Source organism: Arthrobacter sp. LAPM80 (assembly GCF_046736435.1).
Classification (GTDB): domain Bacteria; phylum Actinomycetota; class Actinomycetes; order Actinomycetales; family Micrococcaceae; genus Specibacter.
The window spans coordinates 1-13,747 of sequence record NZ_JBCHVD010000007.1 but is presented as its reverse complement, the minus strand read 5'-3'; the positions used below and the strand labels follow the sequence as shown (position 1 = coordinate 13,747).

General features: G+C 63.5%; 10 protein-coding genes and 1 pseudogene. 4 read left to right on the top strand and 7 right to left on the bottom strand.

Going from position 1 to position 13,747, the window contains the following annotated elements:
- Positions 1–41 precede the first annotated feature (41 nt).
- Positions 42–2,438: a transglycosylase domain-containing protein gene (locus tag AAGW05_RS08850; RefSeq protein ID WP_411804141.1), complete on the bottom strand. Its 2,397-nt coding sequence runs from the start codon at positions 2,436–2,438 to the stop codon at positions 42–44.
- Positions 2,439–2,668: 230 nt separating this feature from the next.
- Between AAGW05_RS08850 and AAGW05_RS08845 the strand changes: the two genes are divergently transcribed.
- The 3 genes from AAGW05_RS08845 (at position 2,669) to AAGW05_RS08835 (ending at position 5,310) form a co-directional block, all read left to right on the top strand.
- Positions 2,669–3,289: an L-threonylcarbamoyladenylate synthase gene (locus AAGW05_RS08845; RefSeq protein WP_411804140.1), complete on the top strand. Its 621-nt coding sequence runs from the start codon at positions 2,669–2,671 to the stop codon at positions 3,287–3,289.
- Positions 3,290–3,892: 603 nt separating this feature from the next.
- Positions 3,893–4,456, top strand: a complete 564-nt coding sequence (locus tag AAGW05_RS08840) for a Dps family protein (RefSeq protein WP_411804139.1) — start codon at positions 3,893–3,895, stop codon at positions 4,454–4,456.
- Positions 4,456–5,310, top strand: a complete 855-nt coding sequence (locus tag AAGW05_RS08835) for an SDR family oxidoreductase (RefSeq protein WP_411804138.1) — start codon at positions 4,456–4,458, stop codon at positions 5,308–5,310. Before AAGW05_RS08840 ends, AAGW05_RS08835 begins: the two co-directional genes overlap by 1 nt.
- A 259-nt stretch (positions 5,311–5,569) precedes the next feature.
- Here the strand turns inward: AAGW05_RS08835 and hrpB are convergent, their stop codons facing one another.
- The 4 genes from hrpB to AAGW05_RS08815 all read right to left on the bottom strand — a co-directional run bounded on the left by hrpB (position 5,570) and on the right by AAGW05_RS08815 (position 10,385).
- A complete protein-coding gene (hrpB, locus tag AAGW05_RS08830) occupies positions 5,570–8,209 on the bottom strand; it encodes an ATP-dependent helicase HrpB (protein WP_411804316.1) in 2,640 nt (879 codons plus the stop codon).
- Positions 8,209–8,532 (bottom strand): putative quinol monooxygenase, encoded by a 324-nt coding sequence (locus AAGW05_RS08825; protein WP_411804137.1) that lies wholly within the window; start codon positions 8,530–8,532, stop codon positions 8,209–8,211. The genes hrpB and AAGW05_RS08825 overlap by 1 nt, the downstream gene beginning before the upstream one ends.
- A 30-nt stretch (positions 8,533–8,562) precedes the next feature.
- Positions 8,563–9,234, bottom strand: a complete 672-nt coding sequence (locus AAGW05_RS08820) for an MBL fold metallo-hydrolase (protein ID WP_411804136.1) — start codon at positions 9,232–9,234, stop codon at positions 8,563–8,565.
- A 140-nt stretch (positions 9,235–9,374) separates the two neighbouring features.
- Positions 9,375–10,385: an alpha/beta hydrolase gene (locus AAGW05_RS08815; RefSeq protein WP_411804135.1), complete on the bottom strand. Its 1,011-nt coding sequence runs from the start codon at positions 10,383–10,385 to the stop codon at positions 9,375–9,377.
- 142 nt (positions 10,386–10,527) lie between these two features.
- Here AAGW05_RS08815 and AAGW05_RS08810 point away from each other — a divergent pair, with 142 nt between their 5' ends.
- A complete protein-coding gene (locus tag AAGW05_RS08810; RefSeq protein ID WP_411804134.1) occupies positions 10,528–11,547 on the top strand; it encodes an isopenicillin N synthase family dioxygenase in 1,020 nt (339 codons plus the stop codon).
- 22 nt (positions 11,548–11,569) lie between these two features.
- On the opposite strand, the gene AAGW05_RS08805 is transcribed toward AAGW05_RS08810, so the two are convergent.
- Positions 11,570–13,108, bottom strand: coding sequence for a flotillin family protein (locus AAGW05_RS08805; RefSeq protein ID WP_411804133.1), 1,539 nt, complete (start codon positions 13,106–13,108; stop codon positions 11,570–11,572).
- Between the two features lie 213 nt (positions 13,109–13,321).
- Positions 13,322–13,747: pseudogene (locus AAGW05_RS08800) on the bottom strand (hypothetical protein); the annotation flags it as partial.

The following is a 13,747-nucleotide window of genomic DNA, read 5'->3' as shown; positions in this document are numbered from 1 at the left end:
TTGGGAAGGACGGGAACGGCCATGTCAGCAGGCTTGGGAAGCTAGTTACCCTTGCTGGATTGCGGGGTGGGTGGCGTGACCTGTTGGGGTTCCGCTGGTTGCTGCGTTTGTTGCGGCACCTGCGGCTGCACCGGAACCGGCGCCTGCTGTTGTTGCTGGGGAACCGGCACCTGCTGTTGTTGCTGGGGAACCGGCACCTGCGGCTGCACCGGAACGGGCGCATCGCCTGGCTTGGGGTCGTTCCTCCCGGCCAAGAGGGGCGCGGTGGTCTGCAACATCGACGCCGGCGGCTGGACGAAGGGCTTCCCCTCATAGGCCGGGTTGGTGGCCGCCGCGTTCAAGACGGCAGCCCACTGTCCACCAGCGAGATCGGCGCCGTCAACGCCAGCATAGAACCGGCCGTTGATCGTGATGTCCTGGTTCCACCATTGCTGGGCGTTGCCCTGATAGCTGCCGAACCAGGAGGCCGTGACAATGCCGCTCGTCCCGCCAATCGTCCAGGTGTCGATATTCCTGTCCGTGGTGCCCGTCTTCGCGAACGCCAGCGACTTGTTGTCGAGGGGAATGTTATACCCAGAGCCTTTGACCAGGACGGTCTGCAGCGCATGTGTCACACCGGCAGCCACGTCGGCGCTGATGGCGCGCTTGCAATTGGCGCCCGGCACGGGGTACTTGGTGCCGGTTGTGTCGGTGATGGAGCTGATGGCGATCGGGTCGCAGTGGATGCCACCGCTGGCGAACGTTGCGAACGCGGTTGCCATGTCCATCGGTGCCACGTTCTGGGTGCCGATCAGGTTGGCAATGCTTGAGAGGTCATAAGGCTTGTTGGTGCGCCCGTCCTTGACCCCGGCGGCAGTCGCCATCTTTTGGATATTGCAGAAGTCCAGGGCCGTGGCCGTCTGGAAGGTGATGGTGTTGATGGAGTTGTACAGGCCCTCGTACGCGCTCATGGGGTAGTAGTGGTTCGGGTCATCGTTCGGGAGGGGCTGGTCCCCCACCGCCGGGTCGTAGTTGCCGGTAGTCGTCCCGCAGCTGTTCTTCCACGGGTAGCCCACGGGGTAAATCTGCACGGCACCGTTGATGGTCGTCATCATTGAGTGCCCGCTGTTGAGCCATTCGGCAAACACGAACGGCTTGAACGTCGAACCGATCTGGAAGCCGCCGGCACCGTGGAGCGGCAGCCCGTTGGCATCATTGACAGGAAGGGCAAAGTTGCCCATATAGTTTCCGGGGGCTGGCGCAGGATTGAACACGGTGTTTTGCGCCATGGCAACAACCTTGCCGGTACCAGGCTCTACACTGACGATGGCGGCTCCGCGCTGCAACGGGTCGGTCGGGCTCATCGTGGCGTCGGCCTGCTCCTTGGCCACCTTTTGCAGGGCGGGGTCAAGGGTGGTTTGAATGGTCAGGCCACCCTGGTACAGGACCTTGGTCCGCTCCTCGGGAGTCGCACCAAAAGTGTTGTCATTGAGAATCAACTGCTGGATGTAGTCACAGAAGTAGGGTGCCGTATTGGCTGCGGCGCAACCCTGGGCGGTCTTTGTGACATGGAGCGTCAGGGGCGTCTTGATGGCGGCGTCGTAGTCGTTTTGGCTGATCTTCTGCCGGGCCAGCATCTTGGCCAGCACTTCATTACGCCGGTTGACCACGTTGGCCGGCTCGGCTATCGGATCGTAGAAGCTGGGGCTGTTGACGACGCCGGCCAGCGCAGCGGCCTGGGGAAGCGTGAGGTTCTTGGCCGTGGTGTTGAAGTACAGTTTCGACGCGGCCTCAATGCCGTAGGTGCCGTTGCCAAAGTAAATGATGTTCAGGTAACCGGCGAGGATCTCGTCCTTGGACATCTTCTTCTCCAGGCCGATGGCGAGCTGGATTTCCTTGACCTTGTCGGCCAGGGTCTTCGCCGCACCCAACTTTGCCTGGTCGGAATTCCCGTTGGAAACCAGTTGTTCAATCAGCATGTTGTTGACGTATTGCTGCGTGATCGTCGAAGCTCCCTGGCGGCCACCATTCAGGGTGGCAACCAAGGCGCGGGCTATGCCTGTGGGGTCCACTCCCCCGTGCTCATAGAATCTGGCATCCTCGATGGATACAATGCCGTCGCGCACATAGGGTGACATGTCGGCCAGGGGAACGACCTGCCGGTCCTGCGCATACAGCGTGGCGATGGTGGATCCGTCGGAGGCCAGGACAGTCGTTGCCTGGGCCGGCGCCTTAAAGTCCAAACCCTGAGGAACAACCGACAGGAAGTCGTCCGCGCCGCTCACGGCGGCCGTCGCCACGGCTCCGATCGGCACAAACAAGCCGGCCACAACTACGCCGACAATGCCGCACACCAAGAACAACCGTGCCAGGTTCGACAACGCGCCACCAGGTCCCAGCTGCCCGCCACGTACAGATTTTTTGGTATTGCCTGGCTGCTGAGCTGATCCTGTGGCCATGTGCCAACGTCCCTTAATTCTCGTCAAATCCTTGTCCCGCTGCTTCCGGACTGTGCGTGGCGGCAGTTTGCCGCAGGGCACCGGTCCTTATCCAGACTCCTCCAGAAAAATGGGAGATTGCTGAACAGAGCCAGGAAAATCCCCCCGGCCGGCCGAAATTGCAGGTCCGAAAAATCGGCGACGGGTCCGGCACTGGAGCCAAATATGCGCAGGGGTCGTATGCTCGGGACATGGCTAAATTCTTTGACATCCATCCCCACGACCCGCAGCCGCGATCGGTCAGCCAGATCGTGGCCATCCTGCAATCGGGTGGGCTGATCGCCTACCCTACGGATTCCTGTTACGCCCTGGGGGCGCAGCTCGGAAACAGGGAGGCACTTGACAGGATCCGCAGCATCCGCCAGCTGGACAGCAAGCACCACTTCACCCTGGTGTGCAAGGACTTTGCGCAGCTGGGGCAACTAGTGATGGTGGACAACGACAATTTCCGCAGCATCAAGGCGGTCACGCCGGGTCCCTACACGTTCATTCTGCCGGCCACCAAGGAGGTGCCCAAGCGTCTGGCCCACCCCAAGAAGAAGACCGTCGGTGTGCGCATCCCCGACAGCCGCCTGATCCATGCCATTTTGGAGGAACTGGGTGAACCCATGCTCTCCAGCACCCTGCTTCTGCCCAATGAGGAGGCGCCCCTCACCCAGGGATGGGAGATCAAGGAAGCGCTGGACAACGTGGTAGAGGCCGTCATTGACTCGGGCGACGTCGGTGCCGAGCCCACCACTGTCATTGACTTCTCTAGCGGCTACCCAGAGGTGGTGCGCCGCGGCATGGGAGATCCCTCCCGGTTCGAATAAGCATTGTCCAACCAGTAGTTCCGCGTGGATATCCCTGATCGGGGCTGAGATCAGGGGGTGGCATGATTGCTGCCGCCATCGGACAGAGCATGTCATTGGATCAGACCGACTCCGACAAGCTGATGCGCAGCTGCCCCGGCTTGAAACGACTGCACGTTCGGTACCAACGCTGTGGGGGCAGGGAGTAGCGGGCCATCCCCGCCGCCAATGCGATCTTTGCCGGAATGACGGAACAGGCGGTGGCTGAAAGGGCAGCCAGCATGGCAATTCGCTAGCTAATTCGGCCCATACAGGAGAACTCCTTATTGGTGCATGATGGGGTGGAGCCGACGAGACGCCCGCCGGCGACCTATGCGCCGGGTCACAGCCTGACGACAACGCTAGAAATTTGCTTGATGTGTGGCAATTGGACACGAACTGCGATCATGAACAATCGTTTTGTGACGTCGGCCAAATTCCTCGGACACGATTATTTGACAAATTCCCGCACTGACGCGCCCGCTGACTCTGGAACTTCGGCCCCCTTGTCGCTAGCGTGGTAACAGGCCGGGACTCAGGTACCGGATTGAAAACCGTCAGAGCATCAGACTTGAAGGAGTTTCAATGGTCGTCAAGAGAACAGCCCACGCAGGTTACACGGTTCCCGGACTGTCGCTGCAGAACGGACACAAGGTCGCCGAGCTGCTGCAGTCCCGGCTCCACGCACTGAACGACCTCCAGCTCACGCTCAAGCACGCGCACTGGAACGTGGTGGGACGGGACTTTATCAGCGTCCATGAAATGCTTGACCCGCAGATTGACCTTGTCCGTGCCATGGTCGATGCAACGGCGGAGCGGATCGCAACCCTCGGCGTCTCCCCCAACGGACTCCCCGGCGCGTTGGTGGCGACCCGATCCTGGGACGACTACTCCATTGGCCGGGCCCACACATCCGCTCACCTTGGCGCACTCGACGTGGTGTACACGGGGTTCCTGAAGAGCCACCGCAAGACCCTTGCCGAGGTCGGACCGCTGGATGCCATCACCGAGGACATGATCATCAGCCAGTGCGCGCAGTTGGAATTGTTCCAGTGGTTCATGCGTGCGCATCTCGAGGACGACGCCGGTGACCTCGCCACCGCGGGCAGCAAGACCGAACGATCCGCCGCCAACAAAGTCAAGGAATAGTGCCCGAGCCGGCGCCCGTTTCCGGCGCCCCTGCCGGCTATCCCCGCACGGCGATCGTCACAGGCGCTGACCGGGGTATTGGCAAGGCGACGGCCACCGCATTGGCCCGTGACGGTTTTGACGTCGGCTTTACCTGGCACGACGATGAAGCCGGCGCCGCCGACACCGCCAAGTCCATTGAGGACCTCGGCCAGTGCGCCTCGTCTCTGTGGCTCGACACGACCGACCTGCCCAGTTGCGCCCCGGCGGTAAACGAGCTGGCGGGGGCGCTCGGCTCGCTTGGCGTTTTCGTCAACAATGTCGGCATCGGTCTTGTCAGTTCTGTCGTTGACACCGACTATGCCCACTGGCAGCGCATCCTTGACACCAATCTGAACGGGGCGTTCCTCTGCCTTCAGGCGGCGTCCAAACTGCTCATTGCCGGGGAGTCCGGCGGACGCATAGTGGTGGTCACAAGCATTCACGCACACCAGCCGCGGTTCGGCTTCGGGGCGTATTGCGCCTCAAAGTTTGGCCTTGACGGGCTGGCCAAGACCCTTGCGCTTGAGCTTTCGGGGCATGGCATCACCGTCAACACCATAGCTCCGGGTGAAATTGCCACGCACCTTGCCCCCGATGAAACACGCCATCCGCACGATATTCCCAGGCCAGGACTCCCCCTCGGTCACGCCGGCACCGCGGAGGAGGTGGCCGGCGTCGTTGCTTTCCTTGCTTCACCGGCGGCCAGTTATGTCACCGGTGCCAGCTGGGAGGTCGACGGCGGGATGGCCCAGATGGGTGCGCAGGCAAGTTCGCACCTCCCTGACAACGGTTGGCGCCGGGCAACGCGTCAGGGCACCAGTCAGGAGCGCTGACCACTCCCGCGACCCCAAGCTAATGGGTGCCAGGGAGAGCGAGATGGGCGTGTTATTGCCAGGCCGTAAGCACCTGGGTGGCGATTGGTTGGCCGCCGGACGGGAAGAAATCTGTGGCTGATTCATCCTCACTGCGGCGGCAGTGAGGCGCTCCCCGGTGTTCATTGTGTTGACGTTCCTGTTGATGTCGAGGACAAGGAGCTACGATGAACGGGGAGCATCCGGCAATCGTCAGAACAGCCACACCCAGGGGCGCCAATTACATCCGGCTCTTCACTTTCGATGTGGCCGGTGCGCTCCATGGATCTTCGGGCCAGGGGTGCTTGGGGTAGCGCCCACGCATCTCGGCCCTGACCTGGGCGTAGGGCCCGCTCCAGAAGGAGGCGAGGTCGTCGGTGACTGCCAGCGGCCGCCGCGCGGGTGACAGCAGGTGGAACAGCACCCGGACTCGACCCTTGACCAGCATCGGCGTAGAGGCCAGCCCAAAGCATTCCTGCAATTTGACAGCCACGACCGGAGGGCCGGCGTCGGACACGTCAGGGTAATCGATCCTGATGTGGGAGCCGCTGGGCACGACCAACGTCTCAGGGGCAAGTTCACCAAGTTTCGAGGCCTCGGGCCAGGGCAGCAGGCGCCGCAGCGGGTCAGTTAGCTTGAGGGCGGACAGCGCCCGGCCCGCGGCAACCGCCTCAAGCTCGGGACCCAGCCAATCGGGCAACCGATCGAGCAAAGCCGTGTCACTGACGTCGGGCCACGGCTCCCCCAGCTCACGCTGCAAAATCGCCATTCTGCGCCGCAACGCATCCGCCGAACCGCTCCATGGAAGTATCCCGAGGCCATCCCGGGCAAGCGCCTCGGCGACGGCGTCACGTCCCTGCGCAGCGGTTGCCTTGACCGGCGTCGAGGCAAGCACCACGGCGCCGAGCCGACGCTCCCTGCGAGCGGTGACCTTGCCGTTCCTGAACTGCGCAGACACCTCATCGGCCACCATGGACGCCGCAACGACCATGGCATTGTCCTCATCCAGGGGCGCTGCGGAACGGATGAGGGCACCTGTCCCGGCAGCATCACGGCCCTGGGCGCGCGCAACTTCCGCAACGGCCAGCCACTGGTGACCGGCCAGCGAACTTCCAGCAGGAAGCCCGGCCCGGGTGCCGGATGAAAGCAGGTACTGCTGACCGGCAGCGCCGGGCACCAGCCGCGCAACCCTGTCGGGGAAGGCAAGTCCGACGACGAACCCCACCACCTCTGACGCGTCGACTGCCGCCGTGGCCGCCTTGGCAGTGTGGCCCACCAGCTTTTCGAGCCTGCGAACTTCCTGCGCCCAGCGCTTAGCGCCCGGATCGCGCCCGGATCGCATGGCCGAGAGCAGCGCCGTGAGGTCGGCCCCCGGCGCGCGGCCCTCGCCCGAAACCAGGGCGACCACTTCCGCCGCGACCTTGGCGCCCACCACCGGTGCACCGTCAAGGAGGGCGCGGGCAAGCCGGGGGTCCGCCGGAATTTCTGCGAGGGTCCGGCCAAGGGATGTCGCGTGGCCACGCGCATCGACGGCACCCAATTCGCCAAGCACAGCCACGGCGGCCGCCATCGCCGGGGCTGGAGGCTTGTCGGGCAGCCGCAGCCCTGCCCCGCCCGGCGAACCCCAACAGGCCAGGGTCAGTGCCGCCGAGCTCAGGTCGGCAACGGCAATTTCCGGCATGGGATGGGCCGGGGCTGCGGCAAAAGTCTTCTGGTCGTAGCAGCGAACCACTGTACCCGGGCCAAGGCGCGCGGCACGTCCCGCCCGCTGCTCGGCTGACGCCCGCGACGTCGAAACAGTCACCAAACCTGTCATGCCGCGCGCTGCGTCACGGCGCGGTTCACGCGAGAGCCCCGAGTCAACCACCAAACGCACGCCCGGAACCGTCAGCGACGACTCGGCCAACGACGTCGAAACGATGATGCGTGGGAGTCCCCCGCGTTCCCGGGCCGACACTGCCCGGTCTTGCTCGCGCGCAGGCACCTGGCCATGCAGTTCAAGCACGTCAACGCCGGGTGCCCGCGAACGAAGCCGGGCGGCAATGTGCCCGACCTCCCACGCGCCCGGGGCAAAAACGAGCGCGTCAACGTCCGGGCTTTCCCCGACTGCATCCGCGTGGGCGGCCGCAGCGGTGTCGGCAACATGGTCGAGGAAGGCGCGGGAGATTCCGCGTTCGTCCATGCGCGGCAGGGCTGACGGTGCCCACCGGATCTCAAGGGGGAAAAGCGCCGAGGGGCACTCGACCACGGGGGCCGGGGACGCGCCGTCGTCCGTGCCAAGCAATTGCGCAAAGCGGGCGGCGTCAAGGGTGGCCGACATCGCCAGCAGCACCAGGTCCCCGCGCAGTTCGCGGACCTCGCCGAGCATGCCGAGCAGGAGGTCGGTGTCCAGGCCGCGTTCGTGGACCTCATCAAGCACGACGGCGGCCACCCCTTCCAGCCCCGGGTCCCGGAGCAGGCGGCGCAGCAGGATGCCGGGGGTGAGGAATTCGAGGACAGTGTGGGGGCCTGTGTGGCTTTCACCGCGCACGGTGTAGCCGACCCTTCCGCCAAGCGGCGTGCCGTCGAGCACCGACAAGCGGCGGGCGGCTGACCTCACGGCGACGCGGCGCGGCTGGGTGACGAGCACCTTGCGCACCGTGCTGCCGTGGGGATTGAGAACATTCGCCACCAGCGGTGGCACGAGCGTTGTTTTGCCTGTGCCGGGCGGTGCCTGGACGACGGCGGCACCACCCCCGGGGTGCGTGAGGTCGTGGTCCGGATCGGTCAGGATGCCCGCAAGGAGGGGCAGGGATTGGGCAAAGACCAGTCCCCGTCCAATCAGGGCGAGGTCAAAGAGCCCGTGCGGGAGGTCCCCCGAAGTCGGTGTTGGCACGCGGATCAGCCGATCTGCAGTTCACCCATTTCTCCCCAGGAGCTGCCGTCCACCTTGCGGGAAACAATCTTGGGCGTGGAGACCAGCGCCGGGCGCATGGATTCCAGTCCAGCTTTGAAGTGCGCACTGTTCACGTGGGAGCCGGCGGCATCGTCGTCAAGGAAGGCCTCGATGAGGACAAACTCGTTGGGGTCCTCAACGCTGCGCGACCAGTCGAACCACAGGTTGCCGGGCTCGGCGCGGGTCGCCTCGGTGAAGGGCGTCACCAGGCCCATGAACTGCTCGGTGAACTCGGGCTTTACCTGGAATTTAACAACAATAAAGTACATGTAGCCAGCTTACCCGGTGGTTGAAAAGCCCTACCAGCCACGTTCGCGCCACTGGGGCAGTGACGGACGTTCAGCGCCGAGGGTTGTTGCATCGCCGTGGCCGGGAAGGACAAGGGTGTCGTCGGCGTACACGCGAAAGAGGCGTTCCTCGACGTCGTCCAACAACTGGGTGAAGCGCTCCGGGTCCTTTTCGGTGTTGCCAACTCCCCCGGGGAACAGCGAATCGCCGCTGAAAATGACAGCGGGCCCGGTGCCGGATTCCAGCACGTAGGCGATGGAGCCTGGTGTGTGGCCTCGCAAATGCACACAGGCGAGAGTGATGCCGTCCACGTTGAGCGTGTCACCGTGGTCCAGCGCCTGGTTGGCGAGCACCCCGGCACCTGCGTCAATGCCCGCAACATCCTCGGCCCCTGCCGCCGTCGGCGCACCTGTTTGGCCTGTCAGGGCCGCCAGCGCACGGATATGGTCCCAATGCTGGTGGGTCGTGGCAATCATGGCGATCGATGGTGGAACTGCCGCGTCACCGCCGGCGGTTTCGAAGAGCTCATTGATGGCGGGCAGGTCGTCCGCCGCGTCGATGAGCACCTGGACCCCTGTGGCCTTGGAAGTGATGAGGTAAACGTTGTTGTACATGCCGGAGACAACGGCGCGGCGCACCGTGTGGCCGGGAAGGTCAACGACCAGCGAGGGATCAACAGTCATGGTGACAGCCTAGCGGTCCGGGGCATGGGTTCGCCGATAGGGCCGAGTACGCGGCGTCCCTGGTTCTGGAAGCCATTGCGTACCAAGTGGGCGGAAACGTTCGCGGCCAAGACCCGCTGACGGCGCACAGAGGCCTCGTGTCAGGCCAGCGCCGTCACCTTCTTGATGAAGGACTGCAGCCGCCCGTACACCTCCTGGGATTCCGGATACCTGTAGTTCTGCTGCCAGGTGTGCTGTGTGTTGACGCTGCGCCATCCGTAGACAAGCGATTCGACGGGAACGCCGTGCTGGTACAGCTGCCGGATCAATTTCATGTTCGAGGCGTAGAAGAAGTCACGCTCGGAGGTGGTGATGAAGACCGGCGGGCACCGTGAGTCAAGCCACTCAATGGGCGACATGTAGTGGGATTCCTCGCGCAGCCTGTGCCTGTCCTTGCGGATGGCCTTGTCGCCATGGGGAAGCAGCATCCGCACGAAGTTCAGGCTAAGCACAAACCCCCTGTCGAAGAACTCCGACAGGTCAACGATGCTGCAATGCTGAACCAATCCTTTGAGGTCATCCGCAGCCATTGCGGGAATGAACGCATAGTGCTCGGCAAGTTCGGGCCGAAAAGTTGCCGCCGCCATCAACGCCGAAATCTGGCCGCCCGCGGAGTCCCCGCCCAGGACCACCCGATGTGCGTCCCCGCCAAAGACGTTGATGTTGTCCGTCACCCAGCTCAGGGCCTCGTTTGCATCCGCAAGGACGTGGCCGAGGTGAAAGTGCGGTGCCATCCGGTAGTTGACGTTGACCACCACAAGGCCACAGGCCGCCTGCCCCGCACAGTACTTTGTCAGTGATGCTTTATCGCCTGAGGTCCATCCGCCGCCGTGAAAGTAGACGTAGACCGGAAGTGGACTCTGCGCCGTGGTGCCGTTCCTGGGAACCAGGACGTCCAGTCTGTGCGAGCGGATATGGTCTCCCACGAAGTCGATGTCATGCCATTGCCTGACACCCGCAACGGGATCCACATTGAGGTCCCTCAGTTCACGTTGGCTGATGGAGTGCATGAAAAGCCGCCATACCCACACTGGCACGCGGCGCAGTGATCCCCGGACGCTGCGGCCAGCCGCAAGCGAGCTTTCGGGGTCGTCACGAGCTGCATTGGCCATGGCTTAACGCTACGCCTGCGGGCCGCAACGGGAGTTGTTCAGGAGTAAGGAAACTCCACGGAATCCAGGGTACCGACGTCCATGTTCAAATCCTGGTGATTTTTTACTCGCTTTTTGGGTTTGCAGCGTCCACGCTGGAGTGATGAGCACACCACGTACATCAGTACCCGTTCTGGACTTCTCCTCCGCCCGCAATCCGGACGGGTTCTTCAACGCGGAGTTCATCGACTCCCTGCGCGACGCCGCGCACAATGTGGGGTTCTTCCAGGTCATCAATTACGGTGCGGCAGACGGGCAGGTCCAGGAGCTTCTTGACACCGTCGCGGGGTTCTTCCGGCTGCCGCTGGAGCAGCGGCTGGAACTGGACAACCGCACCTCCCCCCAGTTCCGCGGGTACACGCGCCTGGGCACGGAGATTACCCGCGGCCGGGCCGACTCCCGGGAGCAGATCGACTTTGGCCCCGACCGCGAGCCCTTCATCGACATCCCTGATGACCAGCTGTTCCTGCGCTTGCAGGGACACAACCAATGGCCAGCCGGATACCCAGAGCTTCAGCGCACGGCCCTACAGTGGACGACCCTGATGGCGCGCATCGGTGCGGAACTGTTGGAGGGCATCAGTGTGGCGCTCGGACTGCCTGAGGACTACTTTGCCGAACCGTTTACCTGGTCCCCCGCATGGATGGGCAAGCTGGTCCACTATGTCGGAGGCCAGGTGCCGGAGGCTGGCACCCAGGGAGTTGGTGCGCACGCCGACTACGGCTTTGTCACGCTTTTGCTGCAGGATCAGGTGGGCGGGCTGGAGGTCCAGCCGCACGGGCAACAGGAATGGATTCCCGTAGAGCCCATCCCCGGCGCACTTGTGGTGAACCTGGGGGAGATGCTCGAGGTGGCCACCAACGGCTACCTCATGGCCACCATCCACCGAGTCACCGCTCCCCCGCCCGGCGTGGACCGGTACTCAGTGCCGTTTTTCTGGTCGCCGCGCCTGGACGCCGTGATCGATACAGTGCCGCTGCCCCCGGCACTGGCGGCCGAGGCCCGCGGCGTCAGCGACGACCCGGAGAACCCAATGCTGTCATCTTACGGATCTAACGTGCTCAAGGGCTGGGTGCGCGCCCACCCACAGACGGCTGCCATCCACTACCCGGAACTCGGATAGTGGATGGCAGCCGTCGTGTTTTCTAGTTGTTCTCCAGCTCAAGCTCCGGCGCTTCAGCTGCGGATTTGGACTTGGATCCCCCATTGAACACGGTGCTTGTGATTCCGTTTGAGGCTTCCTTGGATGTGCCGCCGATCATGTCCTGCAGCAGGCCGATGATGTCAAGACCGGTTGAGTCCTTGATCAGCTGCGTTGTCTGCTGAACGCCGTTGGACACGTTCTTGCTCAGCTGGCTGGCGCCGTCGTTGGAAATCACGGTCATGTCCTTGATGGCAGCCATCGGTGCTGCCACTTCCCGTGCCATGGCCGGCAGGACCTCAAGGACCTTGCTGAGGATGGCCGCCTCGTTGAACTTCTCGTAGGCTTCGGCCTGGGCCGCAATGCTGGCGGCCTCTGCTACACCCTTGGCCTCGGTGGATTCGGCTTCGGCCTGGCCGAGCGACTTGATGACGGTGGCATCTGCGCTGCCCCAGGCTTCGATGACGGCAGCCTCGGCATTGCCCCTGGCCGTAGCGGCGGCAGCGTCTGCCTCTGCGGCCACCCTGTCACCCTCAGCTGTGAGCTTGCGCTTGGCGAGTTCGACGGTGGCCTCGATTTCAGCGGCCTCCGACGCCCGACGTCGTTCCTCCAGCTTGGCGTCAGCCTGCTGGATCAGGCGGTACTTCTCGGCATCTGCGGGCTTGCGGACCTCGGTGTCGAGCTCCTTCTCACGCAGTTCGGCACGGCGCAGGGCGACCTGCTGGTCGCGGATGATGACCTGTTCCTGCTGCTCGGCGGCGGCAAGCGGACCGGCAGCGTCGGCGCGGGCCTGGCGGGCATCGGCCTCTTCCTTCAGTTCGGCTCGCTTGATGATCAGCTGCTGCTGGGCCAGGGCGACCTGCTCGTCGGCAATGGCCTTGGCCTGCTCGGCTTCCTGCAGGAACTGCGCCTCGGCGATCTTGGCGTTCTTCTCGGCCAGGGCAGCCTCGGGACGGCCAAGATTGAGCAGGTAGCCGGAATCGTCATCCACCGACTGGATCTGGAAAGTGTCGATCTCCAGGCCCTGGTTATGCATGGAATGCTCGGCCTCCTCCTTCACGCTCTTGGCGAACGTTGCGCGGTCCTTGATGATGGACTCTACGGTTAACGTGCCCACGATTGAACGCAGTGAACCCGAGAGTGTTTCCTGCGTGTAGTGGTCGATGGCATCCTGCTGGTTGAGGAAGCGCTGGGCCGCCTTGCGGACGGAATCGGCGTCTCCGCCGACTTTGACCTGGGCCACACCGGTGAGATGGAGCTTGATGCCGTTCTTGGAGATGCCCTCAATCTTCAGCGTCACCTGACGTGACGCGAGCGAGAGCGGGTAGGCCCGCTGGGTGAACGGGTTGATGAAGATCCGCCCGAATACGACGCGCTGGCTGTTGGGGTCCGGCTGGCTCTTATTGTCCTTGGAAGAGATGACCAGGGCCTGGTCCGGGCTGGCAATGTGCAATGCCATGCGGGAGATGATCGCGGCGGCAATTATCAGCACCACCAGCACAGCAAGTCCGATGAACAGGGGAATGAGCGTCAAAATCGACAAGATGAGACCTTTCGAGTTTCACGGCAGGCCCTGCTGGAAGTCACGGCCCGCCTCCTGCGTTTGATCCTACGGAACCCGAACATATTCTCCATATGGTGGAGTAACCTCCGCGCTTATTCGCCCACCGGGACGACTACCTGGATCTGGCCTCGTGGTGACCGGCGAACGCGTCTACTCTCCCGTGCGTGAACGGGAACTCAGGTGTTGGTGGTGTCAGGTTGCGTCGGGGTGGTTGGTGTGGAAGTCTGCGATGGCTTGTTGGGTCAGGATGGTGTTGTCTTCGGCGTTGGGGATGGCCCAGGCGGGTTCTTGGGGGAGGTTTTCGGGGTCCCAGTCTTGTTCCTGATCGATGGTGGCTGCGGCTTGGGTGTAGTAGGCGTCATCGGGCCAGTTGCCGCTGGTTTGGATGTCTTCGAGGGTGGTGTTGATGAGGTTTTTCAGGAATGCGGGGTAGAGCGGTGGTTGCCCGTCCCTGGAATCTGGCGGGTAGTAGTAGCCTGCTGGTGAGGTCCAGGCGATCCCTGTTTCTGTCATGGTCGGGGTCCAGCCGCGCAGGGTGATGGCGGCCCGGTCCGGGGACTGGTCGGTGCGGTACGCGCCGGTGCGGGTCCTATCGTCCTTGAAGTGCTTGAACCGGGC

Excerpts from the sequence above, each read along its gene's own strand:
- AAGW05_RS08840 (WP_411804139.1), top strand. The coding sequence starts at position 3,893 with ATGGTCGTCAAGAGAACAGCCCACGCAGGTTACACGGTTCCCGGACTG.
- AAGW05_RS08810 (WP_411804134.1), top strand. The coding sequence starts at position 10,528 with ATGAGCACACCACGTACATCAGTACCCGTTCTGGACTTCTCCTCCGCC.
- AAGW05_RS08825 (WP_411804137.1), bottom strand. The coding sequence starts at position 8,532 with ATGTACTTTATTGTTGTTAAATTCCAGGTAAAGCCCGAGTTCACCGAG.
- AAGW05_RS08815 (WP_411804135.1), bottom strand. The coding sequence starts at position 10,385 with ATGGCCAATGCAGCTCGTGACGACCCCGAAAGCTCGCTTGCGGCTGGC.
- AAGW05_RS08850 (WP_411804141.1), bottom strand. The coding sequence starts at position 2,438 with ATGGCCACAGGATCAGCTCAGCAGCCAGGCAATACCAAAAAATCTGTA.
- AAGW05_RS08820 (WP_411804136.1), bottom strand. The coding sequence starts at position 9,234 with ATGACTGTTGATCCCTCGCTGGTCGTTGACCTTCCCGGCCACACGGTG.
- AAGW05_RS08845 (WP_411804140.1), top strand. The coding sequence starts at position 2,669 with ATGGCTAAATTCTTTGACATCCATCCCCACGACCCGCAGCCGCGATCG.